Origin of the sequence: Bradyrhizobium sp. RD5-C2, from assembly GCF_019972155.1 — a bacterium.
Classification (GTDB): Bacteria; Pseudomonadota; Alphaproteobacteria; order Rhizobiales; family Xanthobacteraceae; genus Bradyrhizobium.
Genome location: NZ_BOVL01000021.1, coordinates 177,242 through 199,213, shown reverse-complemented (window position 1 = coordinate 199,213; position 21,972 = coordinate 177,242). Strand labels below are relative to the sequence as shown.

The window sequence follows — 21,972 nt, the reverse complement described above, 5'->3', positions numbered from 1 at the left end:
GTATGTTTCTTGGTCTGGCTTGCGCCCGCGACGAGGTGAAATGACCCCGCACCGGCAGCCATAGGCTTGCCCGCAGAAACGTCCTGATTGAAATTAAATTCGGTCGTCGAAATGGAATTCCAGTACGGCGGGGAGCTATCGCAAAAATGACAGAACTGCTGTCCTTTATCGCGAGTGGAGCCCCACTAGATTTAGTGTATATTCACCAAGTTTATTGTCCACCTATTAATTTTTAGTCGAACTGGTACAGGCGTTTAGGCCTGTCTGCTGCAACTTGGCACTCAAGGTCCTGCGGTCTCGGCCCGGCGGTCCACATCACCATCGAGCCGCGACACGACAAGATCTTCTCGAGGGAGGGGATCGTGCGCATTCATATTGTTGTTCAATTGCTCGCCGGCACCGTTTTCACGCTCGTCGCCGCGCTGACGTCCGTTCCGGTGCTGGCGCAAACCGAACCGGCCCAGCCCGCCGTTCAGGATTCCTCAGCGAAGTTCATCGGGAAGGTCGTGACGGTCACGGGTTCAGTCACGATCGAACATCCCAGTGCGGTCGTCGTTCAGGCCGCGCTGTCTGATCAATTGCCCCCAGCGAAGGTTGGCGATCCCGTCTATATGGGCGACGTGGTGAAGACCGGAGTCGATGGACGCGTCGGGATCAACTTCACCGATGGCACCTCGTTCAATCTGTCGAGCAACGCCAAGATGACCCTGACCGAGTTCGTCTACGATCCGAACGGCAAGTCGAATTCGACCTTGTTCAAGCTGGCCAATGGAACGTTCACCTTCGTTGCCGGCAATATTGCGAAGACCGGTGACATGAAGATCGACACACCCGCCGCGACGATGGGAATTCGAGGCACCACGCCGCGCATCGAAATATCCGACGATGGAACGGTCAGGTTCGCGACGCTCGTGGAAGAGGGCAAGAGCAAGCTTCTCAGGAAGCCCGCGACACGCGCGGCGCCGCAGCCCGAGCAGAACACCTACCACAGGTTCAATCCGAATATTTGTCGAGGGTGCTAGGCGAGCAGGGCGTCGGGTTTGAGCGGCCATTCATGGAAACCAGTGACGCGGCGTCGTCAAAACCGGAGCCCGACATGAAGCCTCGTGCAGGTTCCTGCGGGAGTGGCGGCCTGACGGCGCTGTTCATCCTGCTGTTGCTTGCATCGCCGGCGGGCGCGCAGAACCCGAAGCAAAAGAGCAACTATCTGCGCAACATCGAGCTGTGCAGCGGCGTCGATCACGCGCTGGCCGACGCGCGCATCGGCGCCTGCACGGCGCTGATCGATGCGGGGCAGGATATGACGCCGGCCGGCCTTGCGATCGCCTACAACAACCGCGGCAACGCCTACGCCGCCAAGGAAGACTATGACCGCGCTATCGGGGATTTTGATCATTCCACCGAGCTCAATCCAACCTACACCAAGCCGTTCAACAACCGCGGCGTGGCCTACTTCAGGAAGCGCGAATACGATCGCGCGACCGACGCGTTCGATCAGGCCATCAAGCTCAACCCGAATTACGGCGAAGCCTTTGCCAATCGCGCCGGTGCCTATCTGAAGAAACATGATTATGCCCACGCCGTGCAGGATTACGATCAGGCCATTCGCCTCGAGCCGAACCTCGACGGCGTGTGGAACGGACGCTGCTGGAGCCGGGCCATCCTCGGCGCGTTGCAGGAGGCGCTGCAAGACTGCAACAAGGCGCTGCAATCGGGATCGGCCAATGCAGCCACCTACGACTCGCGCGGCCTGATCTATCTGAAGACCGGCGAGCTCCGCGCGGCCATCGACGACTATAGCGCCGCGCTCCGCATCGATCCGAAGCTGGCAAGCGCGCTCTACGGACGCGGGCTGGCGAAGCTGAAGCAGGGCGACAAGGCCGGCGGCAATGTCGACATCTCCGCGGCCAAGGCGATCCAGGGCAGCATCGGCGACGACTTCACGCGCTACGGCGTGCAATAGCGAGCATGGCCGGCTAGAGCGTTTTCGAGCGAAGTGGACGCCGGTTCGCGTGAAGAAAACGCGTCAAAACAAGAGTCTAGAGCTTCGGTCCTGATTCAATCAGGACCGAAATTGCTCTAGTCCATGATCTCGACCGTAGCCGAACGGCCGGCGACCAGTGCGATGCGATCCGGCAGGTGATCGAGCGCGATGCGCACCGGGACGCGTTGTGCGAGCCGGACCCAGCTGAAGGTTGGATTGACGTTAGCGAGCAGGTTCGCGCCGTCCGTACGGTCGCGGTCCGCGATGCCGGCGGCAATGCTCTCGACATGTCCGGTGAGCCGGACCGGCTCACCCATCAGCCGGACCTGCGCCTTGTCGCCGACGCGAATGCGCGCGAGCTTGGTCTCCTCGAAATAGCCTTCCACGTGCAGCGTATCGGTGTCGACCAGCGCCATCACGCCCTTGCCCGCGGTGACGTAGGCGCCGGGCCGCAGGTCCATATTGGTGATGGTGCCGTTGACAGATGCATGCACCTCGCTGCGATCGAGGTTGAGCTGCGCCACCGCGCGATCGGCGACCGACTGGTCGTAGGCGGCCTTGGCCTGGAGCTGCGTAGCCAGGACCTGCTCCTGCTTCTGCTGCGAAACCGCATCGGTGGTCAGCGCACTGTAGCGCTTGAGGTCGGCGTCGGCTTGATCCAGTGTCGCGCGATGGCCGGCGACCGCAGCGTCGGCCTGCTGCAATGCCAGGGCAAAGCGGGCGCGATCGATCCGGAACAGGATATCGCCGCGATGCACTTGCTGATTGTCCTTGACCAGCACGTCGGTGACGAATCCGGAGACGTCGGGAGCTACCTGCACCACGTCGGCGCGGACCCTGCCGTCGCGAGTCCATGGCGACTCCATGTAGTAGACCCAGAGCGCGCGGCCGACGGCGAGCGCAGCGACGAGCGCGATCGCGGTCAGCGCAACCCGGCCGAGCCAGGCGAAATTCCCTTTCATGGCAGAAACTCCGAAAGATAGACGACGACACCCAGCAGGCATACGTACAGGGCGAAATTGAACAGCGCGCGATGCCAGACCAGCCGGTAGAGCCCGAAGCGCCGCATGATCCGGGTCGCCACCGCGCTCAGCGCATAGGCCACGATCAGCCACAGCAGCAGCGCCGGAACCAGGACACCGTAGATGTCGAGCTCATATCTCATGCAGCAAAACTCTCCTCGGGCTGCGATCGATACGCAGGTGCATCCGGAAACAGGCCGCGGCGGATGCCGACGAGGCCGAGCAATGCATCGTCCCGCGCGCGCTCATTGGGATCCTTGACGACCGCGGCGAGCGCCGCATCGACGCATGACAGCAGCTCGGCCGGCATTGCCTCGTCGGCATGGGCGCGAAACGACGCCGCGAGGTCGTCCAGCATGTCGTCGATGGCACGCACGGTCGATGCGGCGAGGCCGTAACGGGCCCGCCTGAGGTCGATGATGTTGAGCCCGATGCGCAGCTGGACCAGGCTGTTGGCATCGCGGCGGTCGCTCTCGGAGATGAAGGCGATGCGCTGCACCAGGAGGCCGAGCCGATGCAGCATCAGGCCGGCAAACTGCGCGCGATCGCCGTGGCCGCGCCGCTCGGCCGCGACCGCCAGCGTCTGCCAGCCCGACGTCATCAGCCGCTTGGCGATCCATTCGGCGCCCACGCCGCGCGCGACCCGCGTCACGATCTCGGCGATGACGACGCCGAGGAAAAAGGCGACCGACGTGTTGGCAAAACTGGCAAAATCCGCGCTGTAGGTCGATTGCAGGGCCAGCAGCGTCGCGGTGTTGGCGGCGAGCGCCATGCCGATCGGCGCGGTCTTGGGCCGCGCGATCAGGAATCCGTACAGCAGGAAGGTCGGCGCCAGCGCGGCGATCAGAACCTCGACATGGGAGATGCCCGGCACCAGCGCGAACTGATAGATCGCGACGACGACGATCGCGACCAGCGAGAACAGGCCGAAGGCCCGGATGCTGCGCGCCGGCTCGTCCTGCGCGGCGAAGAAGGAGCAAGCGACCGCCGCCATCATCGGCGCCGAGGCGCCATCCGGCCATCCGGTCGCAATCCACAACCCGCAGCAGATCAGGATGGCGACCGCCGCCCCTGCGGCCGACCACAGCGCCATGCCGTGGTCGCGGTGACGGACCGGTGCGGCCCCCGACTCCGGGTGGAACGCCAGCGGGACGGCGGAAATATCCTTCCCCGCGGCAATCGCATCGCCGATTGCGCGGCAGTCGGCCGAGATGTCGACAAGCTCGCGGAGCCGGAGCAGCAGGCTGATCGTGATGATGCGTTCGCGCGGCACCAGGCCGTCGAGGGCAGATTGCCGCTCGGCGATCGCAGCGCGGATCGCGTCGCCGGATTGCCGCTGGCGATCGTCGTCCACGATCCATGCGGCGAGATCGTCGATCAGGTGCCGCAGCTCCGGCTGCCTTTGCACCGCCGCTTCGCCGAGCCCGGCAAGCCGGTCTTCGATCGACGTGATGATCGGCAGCAGCATCAGCATGCGCAGCCGGACCTCGCCGAGGCCGCGCACGGTGCCGACGTCGGCCAGCCGGTCATAGGCGACATGGGTCATTAGCGTATCGGTCTCGACGATGTCGGTCGCGAGGCGAAGGCGTTGGGCCCGGCGCGTCTCGCTGGTCCCGTGATCAAGCAGCACGTCGCGGGAGAGGCGGCGCGCATCCGACAGCCAGCTCCTGACACGGCCGCCGACCGCCGGCGCGACGCTGCGCGGAAACACCACAGTCGAGACGAGGCTGGCACAGATGATGCCGAGCGAGATCTCTTCGACCCGCGCCAGCGCGACATCGAAGATGCTGCCCGGGTCAGCGACCGACGGAAAGCCGATCAGTGCGACGGTGTATCCGCCCAGCATGAAGACATAGCTGCGCGGCGTGCCGTCGAGCAGCGACAGATAAAGGCACAGTCCGACCCAGAGCGCGATCGCGAGGCACAGCAGCTCCGGCGCGTTGACCAGGTTCGGCACCAGGGCGACCGTCATGCTCGCGCCGACCAGAGTGCCGATCACGCGGAAGAACGCTTTCGAGCTGGTCGCGCCGGCCAGCGGCTGTGACGTGATGTAGACCGTCGCCATCGCCCAATAGGGCCGCGGCAGATCGATCGCCAATGCGATGACAAGCGCCAGCATCGACGCGGCGAACGTCTTCAACGCGAAGATGAGATCCGCGTGGCGGACCAGGAACGGCTCTTCCGCGCGCATGACTATTTCGCCCCTGGAGCGGTCTTATCTGAAGCGGTCTTGGCTGCAGCGCTCTTGGCATCGTGCAGGCGGCTCGCTCGCTCGTCGATGCGCTGCAGCGTCTCGAAGGTTACCGCAAGTTCCTCGCTGCCGATATCCTTCAGCACGCTGGCCCGCACGCGGCGCAGCACCCGGTTGGTCTCCTCGACCTTGGCGTCGCCGGCCGCGGTGAGATGCAGCGTCTTGGCGCGCCGGTCGGTCGGGTCCTCGCGACGCTCGACCAGGCCTTCGGTCTGCAGCAGATCGATCAGCCGCACCAGCGAAGGCCCCTCGATCCCAAGTTCATCGGCGAGCACACCCTGACGGACATTCTCCCCCTGCCGCGACAGCACCAGCAGCGGTATAGCCGTCGCGTAGGACAGGCCGTGATCGGACAGCGCCTGATCCGACTCGCGACGCCAGATCCGCGCGAGCCTGGTGATCAGGCGGCCGATCTCGGCGTGGATATGGGATTGCGAAGGAGGCATGCAAATTAGATAGGATACAAACTATTAGGCTGCAACTATATAGTCCGGAACATTCCTGGTGATCACGCAAATGAGATCGGGGGAGCGGCAATGGGCACGAGCTCCACGGTGGGAGTTGGCGAAGAATTCCGGGGCGACAGCACCCTGGCGCTGGTCCCGACCTTCATCGTCGTGGCCGTGGATGCGACGGGATTGGGGATCATCCTGCCGCTGCTGCCGTTCTACTCGCAGCGGCTTGGGGCGACACCATTCGTGATCGGTGCGCTGATCTCGGTCTATGCTCTGTGTCAGCTGATCGCCGGCCCGATCGTCGGCGTGCTCTCCGATCGCTACGGCCGCCGCAAGGTGCTGGTCGTGAGCCAGGTGGGCACCTGCGTCGGCTTCGTTCTGCTGGCCATCGCGGGCAATCTGACACTTGTGTTCCTGGCCCGCATCATCGACGGGCTGACGTCGGGCAACATCTCGGTGGCGCACGCCTATGCGGCCGAGCACAGCCCGCCGCAGGCCCGCAAGCAGGCGCTCGGCATGACCAGCGGCGCGATCGGGACCGGTCTATTGGTCGGCCCCGCGCTGTCGGGGCTCCTCGTCCACTACGGCGACACCGCGCCGGTATGGGCTGCCGCAGCGTTGTCGCTGATCAGCATCGTTGCCACGATCGCTCTGCTGTCACCGGATCATCCGGCCGTAGAGCCGCTCTACCAGCAGCGGGTGCCCGAGCCGACGCCCGCGCACGCGATCCTCGGGTTGCGCTATGCGTGGAGCGTGCTCGGTCTGCTCGTCGTGTTCTTCTTCGTCAATTCGATGTTCCTGTCGCAGATCGGCCTGTTCCTGTCGGCGCGCTTCAGCTGGAACGGGCATGCCTTCGGCGCACGCGAGCTCAGCGCGGTGTTCGCCTATGCCGGTTTCATCAACATGGTCGTGCAGTGTGCCCTGATCACGCGTGCGAACATCTTCGCTTCCGACCGCATCATTGTCCTGGCGGCGTTCGCCTGCATGGCAGCCGGATTGGTCGGACTTGCGTTCGCCGACCGGATCAGCCTGCTTGCCGTATTCCTGACGCTGATCATCGTCGGCATGATGTTTGCCCGCAGCACGCTGACCGCCGAACTGTCGCGCAGCACTGCGATCAACCGGCAGGGCATGATCATGGGCCTCAACCAGTCGCTGATGTCGGGCGCCAACATCTGCGCTCCGCTGCTGAGCGGCGTGTTGATCGGTCACCAGCTCTACGTCAGCTGGACGTTGGTGATGGCGGCGATCGCAATGCTCGGCGTGGTCCTGGCCGCGCAACTCCTCCCGCGGGGACAGCCGGTGCCGGAGCTGAGCAGGCGGGAAGGCAACGGGCAGATGCCGCGTTGATGACGCGCTCCAACGGTCGAATAAGGTCCCGCGATGACCAAAGACGGGTGACCGCGCGATAACTGCTCGACGCAGCGCGCTGCCCGCTCTCAACCGAAGTCGTGCATCAACCGGCTCCAGTCCTCGCCGGCGAGGCCGCCGACATAGATATCACCGCGCATAACGGCGTCGTTCACTTCGGCAACGCGCGTCAACGCCATGGCGAAGGCGCGGTGCCGGAACACGAGGCGGTGCTGCAGTCGCAACCAACGTTTGGTCTGATCGTCGTTCATCCCTGAGCGAGTGCCGCTCCGACGAGTCCCGGCACATATCCTCCGCGCCGCCAGCGCGCCCTACGGATCGAGCTCAGTATCCCAGTAGAGATAATCGAGCCAGCTCTCGTGCAGATAGTTCGGCGGGAACAGCCGGCCGTTGCGGTGGAGTTGATGCACCGTCGGCGCGTAGGGCGTCTGCTTCGGAAACATCTTGGCCTGCTGCGGCGTCAGATTGCCCTTGCGCAGATTGCAGGGCGAGCAGGCGGCGACGACGTTCTCCCAGGTGGTCTGGCCACCCTTGCTGCGCGGAATGATGTGATCGAAGGTGAGGTCGTCGCCCGACAGGCAGTATTGGCAGCTGAATCGGTCGCGAAGGAAAACGTTGAACCGGGTGAAGGCGGGGTGGGTGGTCGGCTTGACGAATGACTTGAGGGATACGACGCTCGGCAGTTGGATTTCGAAGGAAGGACTTCGTACCGCGCGGTCGTAATATTCGACAATGTTGACACGATCGAGGAACACCGCCTTGATCGCGTCCTGCCAGGACCAGAGCGACAGCGGGTAATAACTCAGCGGCCGGAAGTCCGCATTCAAGACCAGCACCGGCCAACCGCCTTGCGAGACATGTGCGTTCAAATAACGCTCCTGATCTCCCATTAGCTGCGAAGCAGCATGCACTCACATACTACAGGCAGCGTGACGGGATTGTGAAGAGCAATGAGCGGCTTATCCGCCATGCCCTGCCCTGTTCCTGCCCCGATTGCCTCCCGCCCGCGAGGCCCGTAAAGGGAGCCGCAAGGCCCTGTCGGCCAGTGACGGACCCTGCCGATGACCACGACCACAAGCTATCTCGAGGCGCCGCGCCGATTGCGCGCATTCGTGCGTGCGCACGAGACGAGCCTCGTGGTGCTGGCGGTGCTGATCGGCGCCATCGGCGGCCTCGTGGTCGCGGTCATGAGCAGCCTGGTCACGGTATTGCATTCGGTGCTGTTCAATCTGCCGCTGGGCGAACGGCTGTCGAGCCAGCTCAGCATCGATCCCGCGCGGGCGCTCGTGGTTCCCACGGTTGGCGGACTGGTGCTTGGCGTAGCATTCCTGCTGCTGCTCCGGGTCCGGCCGGCCCGGGAAATCGACCCGATCGAGGCCAACGCGCTGTATGGCGGCCGGATGTCGTTCCGCGGCAGCGTGATCGTGGCGCTGCAGACGATTTGGTCGAGTGGCGTCGGCGGCTCGGTCGGGCTCGAGGCCGGCTATACCCAGTTGTCCAGCGGTCTGGCCGCCTCGCTCGGCCGCGGCTTTCATCTCCGCCGCAACGACCAGCGGATCATGGTCGGCTGCGGCGCGGCGGCGGCGATCGCCGGGGCCTTCAGCGCGCCGCTGGCCGGCGCGTTCTATGCTTTCGAACTTGTGATCGGCGGTTATACGCCGGCGAGTCTGACCCCGGTCGGCGTGGCGGCGGTGACCGGCTATTTCGTCGCCCATGCCTTCGAGCCGCTGCCGCTCGGCGTCGGCGTCGGAACCGTCGGCGACGTGCTCGGGCGGGATCTTGCGATCGCCGCGCTGCTCGGCGTGGTCGCGGCCCTGACCGGCATTGCGATCATGCGCGGGGTGGCGCTGTGCGAGACGCTGCTCGCCAAGACCCGGCTCTGGCCGCCGCTGCGGCCGGCGCTCGGCGGGCTAGCGGTCGGCGCCATGGCGCTGCTGACGCCGCAGGTGATGTCGTCGGGCCATGGCGCGCTGCGCTTCGCCGGCATCGTGGCGATGCCGCTCACCTTCATCGCCGGCGTGTTCGCGCTGAAGGCGGTTGCCTCGATCGTGTCGCTCGGCTCGGGTTTCCGCGGCGGATTGTTCTTCGCCACGCTGTTCATGGGTGCGCTCGACGGCCGGCTGTTCGCGGCCGGCGTCGACATCGTGTGGCCGGGGCTCAATCTCGATCCCAACGCCTATGCTGTGATCGGCATGAGCGCGCTGTCGGCCTCGGTGATCGGCGGTCCATTGACGATGTCGTTCATCGCGCTGGAATCCACCGGCAATCTCTGGCTCACCACCGCGGTGCTGGTCGCGGTCATCATCTCGACCACGATCACGCGCGAGCTGTTCGGCTATTCATTCGCGACCTGGCGGCTGCATCTGCGCGGCGAGACCATCCGCAGCGCCGCCGATATCGGCTGGATCCGCGATCTCACGGTCGGCAAGATGATGCGGCAGGACATGACGACGGTGAACGCCGCGATGCCGATCGAGGCGTTTCGCGAGGAATTCCCTCCCGGATCGAAGACCCAGGTCGTCGCGGTCGACGGCGAGGGACGTTATGCCGGGCTCGCGCTGGTCGCGGAAGCGCACGCGCCCGATCTCGAGGCCGACAAGGGGCTTGCCGGCATCCTGCGCTATTCCGATGTGGTGCTGCATCCCGCCATGAACGTGCAGGAGGCGATCGCGGTGTTCGACGCCGCCGAAGCGGAATCGCTCGCCGTGGTCGAGGACGACGGCGACCGGCGGCCGATCGGCCTCCTCACCGAAGCGCACGCGATGCGCCGCTACGCGGAAGAATCCGAGCAGCGCCGCCGCGAGGTGATCGGCGAGATTTGATTTTCGCGGGCGCGCTCTTCGACCCGTCATCCTGAGGTGCGAGCTCTTGCGAGCCTCGAAGGATGCACGGCCACCAGCCGGGCCGTCGACCCTTCGAGACGCGCGCAATGCGCGCTCCTCAGGGTGACGGGGTAAGACAAAGGGCGGCCTTTACAAAACTACGCCGTCACCCGCTCCAGCTTCTGCAAGCATCGCGTCACGCGCACCGCGGCCGGCATCTCGGTGTCCGGAAAGCTGGTCTTCCAGTCGGTGACGCCGACTTCGCCGATATAGATGTCGCCGCGCGAATCCAGCGCGATGCCGTGCGGCGCCAGGAATTTGCCGGTCTCGACGCCGGGGCCGTGCTCGCCGCCGAGCCGGGCGATGCGTTTGCCGGTATGATCCACGATCGACAGCCGTGGGCCGAGATTGGGCACCTTGCGGTTGACGGCCATGCCGGGGCCGAGCTCGCCGATCACGAAATTCGGCTGCTTGCCGCCACCGCAGCAGCACAGCGCGCAGGGCCGGTGCAGATTGTTCCACTGCGTCTCGTATTTACCGTTGCCGTCGAACACCTGGACGCGGTGGTTCTCGCGGTCGGCGACATAGACCCAGCCATCGGCGTCGGTCGCGATGTTGTGCACGATGTTGAACTGGCCGGGATCGGTGCCGGGCTCGCCCCAGGTTTTGATCAGCCTGCCGTCCGGCGTGTATTTGTGGACGCAGGCATTGCCGTAGCCGTCGGAGACATAGATCTCGCCGCTCGGCGACAGCGCGGTATGGGTGCAGCGATGGAACGGCTCGCCGCTCATGAATGGCGCCGGCTTGTTCGGGATGCCGATCGTCAGCAGCACCTTGCCGTCGGTGGAGCATTTGCGCACGGTGTGGTCGCCGTCGTCAGTGCAATAGAGATTGTCGTCGGCGTCGATATGCAGGCCGTGGGCGCGCGCGAACACGTCTTCGCCCCAGCTCCGGATGAAATTCCCCTCGCGGTCGAGCACCACCATCGGGTGTTCGCCACGGTTGAAGACATAGACGCGGTCCTTGCTGTCGACCGCGACGGAGGCGACATCCGTCAGGCTCCAGCCGTCGGGGAGTTTTGCGAAGTTCTCCACCACGCGGTAGCGATGCTCGCCGGTGCCGAGGATGGTTGGCATTGTTCGTCCCCTCTCTCTTTTCGTCATTCCGGGGCGCGCGTAGCGCGAGCCCGGAATCCATACTCCCGATCGTGGTTATGGATTCCGGGCCTGCGCTCCGCGCATCCCGGAATGACGATGACGGTTATGTCAACCTCGCCACAGGCCCGACGTCGCGCGGCAACAGTCCTTCCTCGATCGCCTTGATCTGCAGCGCGAGATAGCGCGAGTTGATGCGGCATTGCGCGAGGCTGCCGGCGATGAACCACAGGCCGGGCTGCGGCGTGCGGGTGTACATGTTGCGCAGCTCCTGGCCGTCGCCGAACCCCCAGATCGGGCCGACGCGCGCGGCCATCGCCTCGCCGAACAGTCTCTTCACCAGCTCTTCCTGCGGCCGGTAGCCGGTCGCGAGCACGATCAGGTCGGCGGTCACCGTCTCGCCGGTCTTCAGCCGCGCGCCTTCGCTCACGAAGGTCTCGATGTCGGCGAACTGCTTCAGCGCGATCGCGCCGCTCGCGACGAGATCGGAGCAGCCGACGTTGAAGTAGTAGCCGCCGCCGCGGGTCAGGTATTTGAACTGCCAGCCGGTGCCGCCGTCGCCGAAATCGAGCTTGAAGCCCTTGCGCGCGAGGCCGTCGAGCAGCGGCCTGTCGAGCTCCTTCGACTGCTCGGTGATCAGCACATGGCTGCGCTTGGCGAGCGCCAGCGGCATCGAGGTCGCGATCAGGTCGTTGTCCTCGAGCGAGCCTTCATTGTAGGCGGCATAGGCCAGCTGCGCCGACGGTTCGATATTGGTGATGAGCGTCGAGGAGCGCTGCACCAAGGTGACCTCGGCGCCGGAGGAATGCAGATCCTGCGCGATGTCGTGGCCGCTGTTGCCGGTGCCGATGACAAGCGCGCGCTTGCCCGCCCAATGCTCGCCGTCCTCGTAACCGCTGGAGTGCAGCACCTTGCCGGAGAAAGTCTTCAAGCCGAGGATATCGGGCACGCTCGGGATGCCGCTGACGCCGGTCGCCATCACGACATGGCGCGGCTGCAGTTTCCGCGTCGTGCCGTCGGCGCGGCGCAGCTCGATGGTCCAGCGTCCCCTTGCCTCGTCATAGCTGCCGCCGACGAATTCCGTACCGGTCCAGAAGTTCAGCTCCATGGCATCGACATAGGATTCGAACCAGTTGGCGAGCTTGTCCTTCGGGATATAGGTCGGCCAGTTCGGCGGGAACGGCATGTAGGGCAAATGATTGACCTGCACCTGGTTGTGCAGAGTCAACGCGTGATAGCGCTTGCGCCAATTGTCGCCGACGCGCGCCTCGCGGTCGACGATCAGCGTATCGATCTTGAGCTGTTGCAGCCGGGCGGCGATCGCAAGCCCGGCCTGTCCGCCGCCGACCACCAGCACATCGGGGTCGCGGCCGGCATATTTGGCGGACGCCCTGCGCAGGTCGAGCCAGTTGGGTCCGCGGAAATCGCGGGAATAGGCTTGTCCACGCGGCCTTGTGCGTCCCTGCTGCTCCTCGAACCCCTTCAACTCCTCTAGTGCGGTCAGCAACGTCCAGGCCTTCAGCCGATCGCCGTCGGCGGCGTCAGGGATCAGCCGCACAATGCCGTGGCCGCGGCCGACAGCGGTTTCGAACTTGAAGATCGCCTCGATCGCGTTCGTGCCGGCGCGCATCACCCGGCGGGGCGGCGCGCGCTCGGCATCGATGCGGAAGTCATGCGGCGCACTGCGGCGGGCATGCGCGGGCAATTCCTCGATGATGGCAAAGGCGCGGTTGACGGTCTGGATGTTCCAGCTCAGCGCCAGCACGTCGCGCCAATAGCTCTCGGGATGGAACAGCGGCTTCAGCAGCACATCGTCGGGGCCCGCCAGCGCATCCTCGAACTGCACAAGCCAATTGTCGGCGGCGACCGAAATATCGTCCGTCTTGTCGAGCATTGAGCGTTTCTCGTCATCGGCCGCCTTGGTGACGTTCTTCTTGGCGGCGTTCCCTTGCCGGCAAGCCTATACCCATTGGCGAGGCCGCAGAAAGGGCGCGACGGGATATCGCCTATTCGGCCAGCGACAGGATCAGGCCTTGATCCGGCGGAACGCGGCCCTGCAGGGTATCGAGATAGGCCTCGCGCACCGCGGCCGGGCCGCGCCGCTCGACGACATCGAGCCAGTTGGGCAGGTGCGGCACGAGCTCCGTCCATGCGGCGCCGAACCGCTGGTCGATGCCGCCGGGACCCCATTCCTTGGCGCGCTTGCGGATCTGGTCGGGCGCGAAGAACCACACCGGCTTGGCACCGGGCAGCGTCGGCTCATCCGGCTCGCTCGCGCGATGGGTGAGCCCGACCCGGCCGGAATAGACCATCTGCGCACCGAAGTGCCGGTGCAGGGTCTCGCGCAGCGCACTGTTGCCGGCCATGTCGACATAGGCCGTGGGCTCAGCCGCCGGGATCGCGGCGACCTGGTCATAGGTGACGACGTCGTCATAGCAGCCGAGCGAGGTGACGAAATCGACATTGCCCTTCGAGGTCAGCCCGATCACCCGGATGCCGCGTTTGTGCAGCAGATGGGCGAGCCCGAACGCGGTCTTGCTCGAGGCCGACGACAGGATGACGCGGCGTGCGCCGTAGAACGCGTTCTCGGCGAGGGCGTCGTCGACCAGGAACGACAGCATGAACAACGGCAGCAGCAGCGCGCGGAAATCGCCCTGCTGGCCGGCATAGGTCGGATCGCCGGAGACGCGGGCATAGGCATTGTAGACCGGCGAGACCTCCTGCCGGTGCGCGGCGCCGTCGCGCAGGCCGCGCTTGCTGACATCGGCCGCCTCGATCACCAGATGGGTCGCCATCGGGAAATAGCCGAACAGCGTTTCGCCGGCTGCGATCATGGGATGTTTCGACGCCAGCACCTCGCCAAAGCCCCACACCGGGATGATGCCGTACCCCTCGGGCGCCGGGAACAGCTGCCAGTATTTCAGCTGCTCGCCGATCACGGCGTAGGTGATGTTGTTGGCGGTGAAGGCGAAGCGGGTCACTTTCACCAGCAGCGCATCGACCGGCAGCGCCGCGGCATCGGGCAATCGCGTCTCGATCACCTTGCATTGCTGCAGGTCGTTGCGGATGACGATGAAGTCAGTGGCGTTCATGGCGATGATCCCGGCTTCGGATGCGCCGGCATCGTTGCGTCGATCGCCGGCGTTTTGCAACAGCAACTAAGTTTCAAACGCCGTTCGCCTCACCGCCATCTCGTTCAGCGAAGCTGTCCGTCGCGGTAGAGGTCGCGCAGCTTGCGCTTGAAGATCTTGCCGGTGGCCTCGCGCGGCAGCGCGTCCATGAAGCGGATGTCCCTCGGCACCTTGAAATTGGCGAGCTTGCCGCGCAGAAATTCCTGGATCGCCGCGATCGATAGCGTGCTGTCCGCTTCCGGCTCGACGCAGGCGAACAGCCGCTCGCCATACTCGTCGTCGGGCACGCCGAATACCGCGCAATCGCGGACGCCTGCCATGCCGATCAGGGTATTCTCGATCTCGGCGGGATAGATGTTGACGCCGCCCGAGATCACCATGTCGCGCTTGCGGTCGCACAGGAACAGATAGCCGTCCGCGTCGAGATAGCCGACGTCGCCGACGCTGATCAGGCCGTCGTGATCGGCCTCGGCGCGTGCCTTGGCATTACGGTGATAGTCGAAATCCGAGATCAAGGTTTGGCGCATGAAGATCTCGCCGGGCTCACCGACGTCGCATTGCGTGCCGTCGGGCCGGAAGATCTTGACGATGCCGCCCTCGATGGCGCGGCCGACAGTGCCGGGCTTGGCCAGCGCCTCGGCCGACGAATGCCAGACCGGGATGCCGGTCTCGGTCGAGCCGAGATATTCGTTGATCACGGGGCCCCACCACTCGATCATCGCGCGCTTGACGTCGACCGGGCAGGGCGCCGCGCCGTGGATGATGAAGCGCAGCGACGACAGGTCGTAGCGCCGCCGCGTCTCCTCCGGCAGCCGCAGCAGCCGCACGAACATGGTCGGCACCATATGCATGTGGGTGACGCGGTGACGCTCGGTCAGTTGCAGCAGATCCTCGGGATCGAAGCGCGGTTCGAGCACGATGCTGCAGCCGTTGCGGAACGCGAGCATGCCGTAGGAATGCGGGGCCGAATGGTACATCGGCCCGTTCATCAGGATCACCTGATCTTCGTCGGGCTTGACGCCGTAGGTGAGCGCACCGATGCGGGCCGCCGCCGGCAACTGCTCGGGATGCATCGGCTTGCGCCGCACGCCCTTCGGCAGTCCGGTCGTGCCCGAGGTATAGAACATCGGCGCGGCGCCGAGCGGAGCGTCGGTCAGCGGCGCATGGGTGTCGCGCCATTGGTCCCAGTCGGCGACGCCATCGGGCGCGTGCGTGAGTTCCGGCGCCACGCCATAGGCTGCGGCGATCTCCGGCGGCGTCGTCACGACCAATAGCTTGATCTCCGGCGGCAGCCCGTCGCGGATCTGCGGCAGCAGGTCGGCGTGGCAAACCAGCGTGTCGGCGCCGCTGTCGGACAGGATGTAGGCGACCTCGTCCGCCTTCAGATGCCAATTGATCGGCACCACCGGACTGCCGAGTGCGGCTGACGCTGCGACCACCTCGAACAGCGCGAAATCGTTGCGCAGCATCATGCCGACCGGCTTGCCGCCCTGAACGCCGAGCGCGCGGAAGCCGGTCGCCGCCCGCGCGATGCGGGCGTGAATGTCGCTATAGCTGATCTGTCTGTCGCCGCTGATGATCATATTCCGTTCCGTTTCCTCGCGATCGTCCGGCCGGTGTTCCGGCTTACCAGCTTCCGGCCCGCGCCGCTGATTTGGTCTTCGCAAACGCGATGATCGGTGACCAGATCGCGTCGGGCATCTCCTTGTAGATTGCGTTGTGATCAAATCCGTCGATCACGTCGGAGGTCTTCGTTCCCGGCTTCGCATCATAGACCCGTTGGCCGAGATCGACAGGGATCGTTTTGTCCGATCGGCTGTGAACCCAAAGCAGGGGGATCGACAAATGGCTCGCCGCGTCGACGTTGTTCCAGACGTCCGGCAGCTTGAGCATGGCCTGCTCGGGCGCGCCACCCCGAATAGCAATGTCGCGCAGCGACGAGAACGGGCTTGCAACGACGATGCAGTCCGGTTTGGCGTCACCATGCGTTGCCGCGTAAAGCAATGGACCGCCGCCGAGGGAGTGGCTGAGCAGGCAGCGCCGTCCGTCGGCGGGAAACAGCTTCAAGAAGGCGTCGAGCGCCGCGACGCTGTCATCGTTGATGTTGTCGATCGTCCCGGGCGGGCTGCTCCGGCCATGCCCGGAATAGTCGAACACGAGCGAGGACACACATTTGTCGTGCAGGAATTTCTGCACCGCGATCCAATCGGCGACGGTTTCGCCACGGCCGTGGAAGATCAGCAGCGCCGGCGCGGCCGGGCATGATGCGGCCGCATGCACCAGGAAGCCGTCGAGCCGGCGATCACGGCTCGGTATTGCGACGCGCTCGAAGGCCAGACCGAGGTCCGCCGGCGTTGCCTGCGACATCTCGCCCGGATTGAGCGTGTTCTTCTCGAACGCGCCCCACGGGCCGTCGCCGGCCCGTGCCATGCCGGACATCGTCGTGAGCAGGGCGAGAAGGATCAATAACAGCGGACGCTTCATCCTGCGCTCCTGCGAGATATCAGGGATTGCCGATCAGGCGCTGAGCCGCGTCGTGAAGCTGTCGCGTGCCTGCGCAAGCTCCGCCTTCATCCGCGCCACCAATTCGGCAACCGGCGGGGCGTCGGTGATCTGGCCGATGCCCTGGCCCGAACCCCAGATGTCGCGCCAGGCCTTGGCCTTGGTGTTGCCGCCGGAGCCGAAATTCATCTTGGTCTTGTCGGCGACCGGCAGGTTGGTGGGATCGAGGCCTGCGGCTGCGATCGACGGTCCGAGGTAGTTGCCGTGCACGCCGGTGAACAGGTTCGAATAGACGATGTCGTGTGCGGCATATTCGGTCAGCGCCTGCTTGTACCTGAGGTCGGCGTTGGCTTCCTCGGTCGCGATGAAGCGGGTGCCCACATAAGCAAGGTCGGCGCCGAGCGCGAGTGCGGACGCGATGCTCCAGCCGTCGGAGATCGCGCCCGACAGCAGGATGGTGCCCTTGAACCACTGCTTGACCTCGCGCACCAGCGCGAACGGTGACAGCGTGCCGGCATGGCCGCCGGCGCCGGCACAGACCAGGATCAATCCGTCGACGCCCTGCTCGGCGGCCTTGCGGGCGTGCTTCACGTTGATGACGTCGTGGAACACCACGCCGCCATAGGAATGCGCGGCTTCGACGATCTCGGACGGCGGCCGCAGCGAGGTGATGATGATGGGCACCTTGTGCTTCACGCAGGTTTCCATGTCGTGCATCAGCCGGTCGTTGGAGGCGTGGCAGATCTGGTTGACCGCGTAGGGAGCGACCTTCTTCTCCGGATGCAGCGCCTGATACTCGCCGAGCTCGTTCTCGATCCGCGTCAGCCATTCGTCGAGCTTCTCGACCGGGCGGGCGTTGAGCGCCGGGAATGAGCCGACGATGCCGGCCTTGCACTGCGCGATCACGAGCTCGGGCCCCGAGACGATGAACAGCGGGGAGCCGACGACCGGCAGTTCGAGCCTGTTGGCGAGCGAGGCGGGCAGCGACATTGTTCGGATCCTCCATGCGCCGCCCGGCCGGTGCCGGGGCGGATCGCGATTTGTTGTGATGGCCGGAGCGGCGGCTCCCTTGGCGCGGCAATATAAGGCTGGACGGCCGCGTCATGACGTTCAATATTGAACAGCTGATTGGCCAGAAATGAACAACGGCGCGGGCGGCAACATGGACTGGGAGCTTTGCAAGACGTTCGTCGCGGTCGCCGAGACGCGCAGCTTCGCCGGCGCGGCGCGGCGGTTGCGCATCAGCCACCCCACCATCGGGCGCAACGTCGCGGCACTCGAGAAGCAGCTCGGGACTCGCCTGTTCGCCCGCTCCAATGATGGCCTGTCGCTGACATCGCATGGCCGCAAGTTCCGCGAGCACACTGAGGTGATGGCGGCTGCGGCGCTGCGCGCGGAGGCGGCCGCGTCCGCCACCGGCGAGCAGGCCCGCGGCGTCGTGAAGCTGTCGATCGGCGCGACGTTGGCGGCGCATTGGCTGATGCCGCGCCTCGGGCCGTTTCTGCGCGATCACGCCAACATCCAGCTCGAGATCATCACCCATCCGTTTCCGGCGAGCGTGCGGCGGCGCGAGGCCGACGTGGTGCTGCGGCCGGTCGATGCCGGGGACGAGAACCTGATCGGACGCAAGATCGGACGGCTCGGCGCCGGCTTTTATGCGTCACGCGGTTATGCCGCCGGGCGCAAGCTGCCGGAGCGGCCGGACGAGTGGCGGGGGCACAGCGTGATCGGGTTCGCCGACCAGGCCTCGAATGCGCGGCTGGCGCGGTGGAGCGACGTCATCACGCGGCAGGGCACGCTGGTGATGCGCTGCTCCTCGCAGGGCGACATGCTTGCGGCGGCGCGGGCCGGGCTCGGGATTTGCGCGCTGTCCTGCCTGGTCGGGGCCGACTATCCCGATCTGGTTCGGGTCGCGCCGCAGAAGCTGTCGAGCCTCTCCGATCTCTGGCTGCTCGCCCATCCCGACCTGGTCGAGCTTCCCTCGGTGCGCGCCGTCATCGGCTTCGTCACCGATTGCGCGCGCGAGGACCGCGTCAGGCTGCGTGGGTAGCGCGTTTTCGAGCGAAGTGGATACCGGTTCGCGTCAAGAAAACGCGTCAAGACGAAAATCTAGAGCCCCGTTCAGATTCCATCGGAACGGAAAAGGGCTCTGGTCCTTTTGATTGTGCGGAGAAGCCGGCTTCAAAGCCCACGATTTGAGGAGCAAGCGGCGCAGTCGCAACAACTGAAGCGGATAAAGAACCGCGCTTGAACCCTCAGGATAAGAGAACAAGCGAACAGTGGCTGATCCGCCACAACCGTAGATAAGTTGTGTCTGGACGGTGCCTGATATTGCTGGGTGTCATGTCGGTAGGATACTACGGCGTCTTAGGTAAAATACCTAAGGGCTAATCGAGTCGACTCCGGTTCTGATGTGGACCGACAAGCCTTTATGTTTTGGGTCAGTTTTTCGAGGGGGCACCCCATGGCATTTTACGTCGTCGGGATGCGGAAATTTTTGGTCTGGGGCCAGGGTGCGGGATGGCTTGCTCGTTTAATTGTGACCGTCGCCGTCCTGGGAATTTGCACCAGCGCAGCACTCGCCGTTACCAACAACCCAGGCGATCCGCTGTTCTGCCAGCCCAATGAGGGCACCACGTTCCTGATCGTCAATGGTGGCAGCGGCGTGTTCACCGCTGATCCGGATTGCTACGGCGGCAACGTCAACAACGATACTCATTTGAACATAACGACCACGAACGGAACCCTCGTCGGCACGCGGACGGCCAGCGGCATCAATTACATCTACACTCCCTCAACTTCTACATTCGTCGGCCTGGATCATTTCTCGATCGGTGTGACGACCGTGTTCAACGGCGCCGGCGGCCCGGGTTCGGCCGGCGGGACCACTTTTGGCACCAGCGGTCCTGCCACGCTCAATGTCTCGCTGAACGTCATTCCCGGAGCCGTCACGGTATTGGACACCCCGAATAACGCCATCCTGCTCGCGGTTCCCGCAGGAAGTATCACCGGTTGCGGCGCGCAGGGGAATGCAGGTCAGGGACCACCCGCGTCGGCCGTATCCGGTTGCATCAATCAAATCATCAAGGGATTTGGTAACGTCAACCCGTCGCATGGTACGTTGACCACCAGCGGCAATTCGCTTCTCTACACGCCAACCGCGGGTTTCGCCGGAATAGATACCTTCACCTATCAGGCCACCGGCGTGAATACCGACGGACTGCATGCGCTGAACTCCGGCAACGTGACCGTGACGATGGACGTCTTCCACACCATCGACACCGCGGTCCCAAGCTACAACGCGAGCGCGCTGGGGGTCACCCTCGCCCCGATCTTCAATGGTGGCACGTTGCTGATGGATCAGGCCGGCGCGACCTACAGCCAGGGATTCTCGCTCAGCAACGCCACGACGAACACGATCAATCTCGCGGGCAATACGGTGACATTCTCGGGCGTGTTCTCCGACGCGACCACCGGCGGCAACATCACCATCGCCAACTCTGGCTCGGGCGGCTCGGCGATTTTCACCGGGACCAACACATACACCGGCGCGACCACCATCAACAATGGCGCCAAGCTCGAGATCGACGGATCGATTGCCACGTCGAGCCTGACGACGGTGAACAGCGGCGGCATGCTGCTTGGCACGGGGACGGTCGGCAACACCCAGGTCAATTCGGGCGGCATATTCGCGCCGGGATCGGGCGCACCGGGTATATCGATGGCGATCAATGGCAACCTCGCGTTCCAATCGGGCGCGATGTACGTCGTGTCCCTCAATCCGACGACCGCATCCTTCACGACCGTTACTGGCGCGGCAACGCTTGGCGGTGCGACCGTCGCTGCGATGTTCGCCAATGGCATCTACGTCGCCAAGAAATACACCATTCTGACCGCGACGGGCGGCGTCACCGGCACGTTCGGCTCGGTGGTCAACACCAATCTGCCGTCGGGCTTCAACACGGCCCTGAGCTACGACGCCAGCGACGTCTTCCTCAATCTGAACCTGAATTTCGCGGTCCCGGGCGGCCTCAACACCAATCAACAGGCGGTCGGCAATGCGCTGAGCAGCTTCTTCAACGCCAATGGCAGCATCCCGCTGGTCTATGGAACGCTGTCGCCCGCGGGACTGACGCAAGCCTCCGGCGAAGTCGGCACGGGCTCGCAACAGACGACGTTCCAGGCCATGAGCATGTATATGAGCCTGCTCACCGATCGGTTCATGCAGCAGAACGGCGGGCAGGGACTATCGCCGAGCGCGACCGGCTTTACGGAAGAGGACGACGAGGCGAGCGCCTACGCCGCGAAGAAGAAGGAGAAGACCGACGCCTTCGCGATGGTCACGAAGGCGCCGCCGCTCATCCCCCAAAGGCGCTGGAGCGTTTGGGGCGCGGCCTTCGGCGGCACGCAGTCGACGGACGGTAACGCGGCCACGGGCACCAATTTCACGACGAGCAGCATTGCCGGAGCCGCCGCGGGTGCCGACTATCTATTCACGCCGGACACGCTGGCAGGCTTTTCGCTGGCCGGCGGCGGCACGGCGTTTACGATCGGCAACGGGCTCGGAAGCGGACGCTCCGACCTGTTCCAGGCAGGCGTCTATGCCCGCCACACCCAGGGGCCGGCCTATATAACCGGCGCGCTGGCCTATGGCTGGCAGGACATCACGACCAACCGCACGGTCACGATCGCCGGCATCGACCGCCTGCGCGCCGAGTTCAATGCCAACGCGTATTCGGGCCGCGCCGAAGGCGGCTATCGCTTCGTCGCGCCCTGGATCGGCGGCATCGGCCTGACACCGTATGCGGCGGCGCAGTTCACGACCTTCCAGCTCCCGGCCTATGCCGAGCAGGTGGTATCCGGCTCGGCGACTTTTGCACTGGCCAATGCGGCCCGAAGCGTGACCGATACGCGCAGCGAACTCGGCCTGCGCAGCGACAAGTCGTTCGCCATGCTCGATGGCATCCTCACGTTGCGGGGCCGGCTCGCCTGGGCGCATGACTACGACCCGAACCGGACGATCAGCCCCACGTTCCAGGCGCTGCCGGGCGCAAGCTTCGTGGTCAACGGCGCAGCGCAGGCCTCCGACTCCGCGCTGACCACCGCATCCGCCGAGATGAAGTGGGTCAACGGCTGGTCGGTGGCGGGGACGTTCGAGGGTGAATTCTCCAACGTCACACGCAGCTATGCCGGCAAGGGCGTCGTGCGCTATCAATGGTGAGAACGCGGCCGGGCATAGGACGCACGAAGGCTCCCTGATCCGACAGCGTTCGTCGCATC

The 21,972-nt window shown here is 64.9% G+C and carries 18 protein-coding genes; 6 read left to right on the top strand and 12 right to left on the bottom strand.

Going from position 1 to position 21,972, the window contains the following annotated elements:
* Positions 1-386: 386 nt before the first annotated feature.
* Entirely contained in the window at positions 387-1,022 is a 636-nt protein-coding gene (locus BraRD5C2_RS28215; protein ID WP_223974265.1) for a FecR family protein, read from the top strand.
* 74 nt (positions 1,023-1,096) lie between these two features.
* The gene (locus tag BraRD5C2_RS28210; RefSeq protein ID WP_223974263.1) at positions 1,097-1,963 is read left to right on the top strand and encodes a tetratricopeptide repeat protein; all 867 of its coding nucleotides are present in this window, start codon (positions 1,097-1,099) and stop codon (positions 1,961-1,963) included.
* Between the two features lie 116 nt (positions 1,964-2,079).
* On the opposite strand, the gene BraRD5C2_RS28205 is transcribed toward BraRD5C2_RS28210, so the two are convergent.
* The 4 genes from BraRD5C2_RS28205 to BraRD5C2_RS28190 are packed head-to-tail and all read right to left on the bottom strand — an operon-like array spanning position 2,080 to position 5,703.
* Positions 2,080-2,946, bottom strand: a complete 867-nt coding sequence (locus BraRD5C2_RS28205; RefSeq protein WP_223974261.1) for an efflux RND transporter periplasmic adaptor subunit — start codon at positions 2,944-2,946, stop codon at positions 2,080-2,082.
* Complete coding sequence (locus BraRD5C2_RS28200) at positions 2,943-3,149, bottom strand: DUF1656 domain-containing protein (RefSeq protein WP_223974259.1); 207 nt, start codon at positions 3,147-3,149, stop codon at positions 2,943-2,945. Before BraRD5C2_RS28200 ends, BraRD5C2_RS28205 begins: the two co-directional genes overlap by 4 nt.
* Entirely contained in the window at positions 3,146-5,197 is a 2,052-nt protein-coding gene (locus BraRD5C2_RS28195) for an FUSC family protein (protein WP_223974258.1), read from the bottom strand. The genes BraRD5C2_RS28200 and BraRD5C2_RS28195 overlap by 4 nt, the downstream gene beginning before the upstream one ends.
* 2 nt (positions 5,198-5,199) lie before the next feature.
* A complete protein-coding gene (locus BraRD5C2_RS28190; RefSeq protein WP_223974256.1) occupies positions 5,200-5,703 on the bottom strand; it encodes a MarR family winged helix-turn-helix transcriptional regulator in 504 nt (167 codons plus the stop codon).
* Between the two features lie 90 nt (positions 5,704-5,793).
* Between BraRD5C2_RS28190 and BraRD5C2_RS28185 the strand changes: the two genes are divergently transcribed.
* Positions 5,794-7,062 carry an MFS transporter gene (locus BraRD5C2_RS28185; protein WP_223974254.1) on the top strand — a complete coding sequence of 423 codons (1,269 nt, stop codon included), beginning with the start codon at positions 5,794-5,796 and terminating at the stop codon, positions 7,060-7,062.
* A gap of 89 nt (positions 7,063-7,151) precedes the next feature.
* Here BraRD5C2_RS28185 and BraRD5C2_RS28180 read toward each other — a convergent pair whose 3' ends face one another.
* The gene (locus BraRD5C2_RS28180) at positions 7,152-7,334 is read right to left on the bottom strand and encodes a hypothetical protein (RefSeq protein ID WP_223974252.1); all 183 of its coding nucleotides are present in this window, start codon (positions 7,332-7,334) and stop codon (positions 7,152-7,154) included.
* Between the two features lie 60 nt (positions 7,335-7,394).
* Positions 7,395-7,952, bottom strand: a complete 558-nt coding sequence (locus tag BraRD5C2_RS28175) for an HNH endonuclease (protein WP_016845270.1) — start codon at positions 7,950-7,952, stop codon at positions 7,395-7,397.
* A gap of 192 nt (positions 7,953-8,144) precedes the next feature.
* Here BraRD5C2_RS28175 and BraRD5C2_RS28170 point away from each other — a divergent pair, with 192 nt between their 5' ends.
* Positions 8,145-9,905 carry a chloride channel protein gene (locus BraRD5C2_RS28170; protein WP_223974250.1) on the top strand — a complete coding sequence of 587 codons (1,761 nt, stop codon included), beginning with the start codon at positions 8,145-8,147 and terminating at the stop codon, positions 9,903-9,905.
* Positions 9,906-10,063: 158 nt separating this feature from the next.
* On the opposite strand, the gene BraRD5C2_RS28165 is transcribed toward BraRD5C2_RS28170, so the two are convergent.
* The 6 genes from BraRD5C2_RS28165 to BraRD5C2_RS28140 all read right to left on the bottom strand — a co-directional run bounded on the left by BraRD5C2_RS28165 (position 10,064) and on the right by BraRD5C2_RS28140 (position 17,682).
* Complete coding sequence (locus BraRD5C2_RS28165) at positions 10,064-11,041, bottom strand: peptidyl-alpha-hydroxyglycine alpha-amidating lyase family protein (RefSeq protein ID WP_223974249.1); 978 nt, start codon at positions 11,039-11,041, stop codon at positions 10,064-10,066.
* Between the two features lie 124 nt (positions 11,042-11,165).
* The gene (locus BraRD5C2_RS28160) at positions 11,166-12,953 is read right to left on the bottom strand and encodes a flavin-containing monooxygenase (RefSeq protein ID WP_223974248.1); all 1,788 of its coding nucleotides are present in this window, start codon (positions 12,951-12,953) and stop codon (positions 11,166-11,168) included.
* Positions 12,954-13,065: 112 nt separating this feature from the next.
* On the bottom strand, positions 13,066-14,151 hold the full coding sequence (locus BraRD5C2_RS28155) for a DUF2855 family protein (protein ID WP_223974247.1): 1,086 nt from the start codon (positions 14,149-14,151) through the stop codon (positions 13,066-13,068).
* Positions 14,152-14,255: 104 nt separating this feature from the next.
* The gene (locus tag BraRD5C2_RS28150; RefSeq protein WP_223974246.1) at positions 14,256-15,773 is read right to left on the bottom strand and encodes an acyl-CoA synthetase; all 1,518 of its coding nucleotides are present in this window, start codon (positions 15,771-15,773) and stop codon (positions 14,256-14,258) included.
* Between the two features lie 43 nt (positions 15,774-15,816).
* Positions 15,817-16,674: an alpha/beta hydrolase gene (locus tag BraRD5C2_RS28145; protein ID WP_223974245.1), complete on the bottom strand. Its 858-nt coding sequence runs from the start codon at positions 16,672-16,674 to the stop codon at positions 15,817-15,819.
* A 33-nt stretch (positions 16,675-16,707) separates the two neighbouring features.
* The gene (locus BraRD5C2_RS28140; RefSeq protein ID WP_223974243.1) at positions 16,708-17,682 is read right to left on the bottom strand and encodes an NAD(P)H-dependent flavin oxidoreductase; all 975 of its coding nucleotides are present in this window, start codon (positions 17,680-17,682) and stop codon (positions 16,708-16,710) included.
* A 172-nt stretch (positions 17,683-17,854) separates the two neighbouring features.
* Between BraRD5C2_RS28140 and BraRD5C2_RS28135 the strand changes: the two genes are divergently transcribed.
* Positions 17,855-18,742 (top strand): LysR family transcriptional regulator, encoded by an 888-nt coding sequence (locus BraRD5C2_RS28135; protein WP_223974434.1) that lies wholly within the window; start codon positions 17,855-17,857, stop codon positions 18,740-18,742.
* Positions 18,743-19,156: 414 nt separating this feature from the next.
* Positions 19,157-21,913 (top strand): autotransporter domain-containing protein, encoded by a 2,757-nt coding sequence (locus BraRD5C2_RS28130; RefSeq protein WP_223974241.1) that lies wholly within the window; start codon positions 19,157-19,159, stop codon positions 21,911-21,913.
* Positions 21,914-21,972: the final 59 nt, after the last annotated feature.

Bases quoted from the DNA above. Each gene is read 5' to 3' on its own strand.
- BraRD5C2_RS28210 (WP_223974263.1), top strand. From the start codon at position 1,097: ATGAAGCCTCGTGCAGGTTCCTGCGGGAGTGGCGGCCTGACGGCGCTG.
- BraRD5C2_RS28205 (WP_223974261.1), bottom strand. From the start codon at position 2,946: ATGAAAGGGAATTTCGCCTGGCTCGGCCGGGTTGCGCTGACCGCGATC.
- BraRD5C2_RS28200 (WP_223974259.1), bottom strand. From the start codon at position 3,149: ATGAGATATGAGCTCGACATCTACGGTGTCCTGGTTCCGGCGCTGCTG.
- BraRD5C2_RS28195 (WP_223974258.1), bottom strand. From the start codon at position 5,197: ATGCGCGCGGAAGAGCCGTTCCTGGTCCGCCACGCGGATCTCATCTTC.
- BraRD5C2_RS28190 (WP_223974256.1), bottom strand. From the start codon at position 5,703: ATGCCTCCTTCGCAATCCCATATCCACGCCGAGATCGGCCGCCTGATC.
- BraRD5C2_RS28185 (WP_223974254.1), top strand. From the start codon at position 5,794: ATGGGCACGAGCTCCACGGTGGGAGTTGGCGAAGAATTCCGGGGCGAC.
- BraRD5C2_RS28180 (WP_223974252.1), bottom strand. From the start codon at position 7,334: ATGAACGACGATCAGACCAAACGTTGGTTGCGACTGCAGCACCGCCTC.
- BraRD5C2_RS28170 (WP_223974250.1), top strand. From the start codon at position 8,145: ATGACCACGACCACAAGCTATCTCGAGGCGCCGCGCCGATTGCGCGCA.
- BraRD5C2_RS28165 (WP_223974249.1), bottom strand. From the start codon at position 11,041: ATGCCAACCATCCTCGGCACCGGCGAGCATCGCTACCGCGTGGTGGAG.
- BraRD5C2_RS28160 (WP_223974248.1), bottom strand. From the start codon at position 12,953: ATGCTCGACAAGACGGACGATATTTCGGTCGCCGCCGACAATTGGCTT.
- BraRD5C2_RS28155 (WP_223974247.1), bottom strand. From the start codon at position 14,151: ATGAACGCCACTGACTTCATCGTCATCCGCAACGACCTGCAGCAATGC.
- BraRD5C2_RS28150 (WP_223974246.1), bottom strand. From the start codon at position 15,773: ATGATCATCAGCGGCGACAGACAGATCAGCTATAGCGACATTCACGCC.
- BraRD5C2_RS28145 (WP_223974245.1), bottom strand. From the start codon at position 16,674: ATGAAGCGTCCGCTGTTATTGATCCTTCTCGCCCTGCTCACGACGATG.
- BraRD5C2_RS28140 (WP_223974243.1), bottom strand. From the start codon at position 17,682: ATGTCGCTGCCCGCCTCGCTCGCCAACAGGCTCGAACTGCCGGTCGTC.
- BraRD5C2_RS28135 (WP_223974434.1), top strand. From the start codon at position 17,855: ATGGACTGGGAGCTTTGCAAGACGTTCGTCGCGGTCGCCGAGACGCGC.
- BraRD5C2_RS28130 (WP_223974241.1), top strand. From the start codon at position 19,157: ATGGCATTTTACGTCGTCGGGATGCGGAAATTTTTGGTCTGGGGCCAG.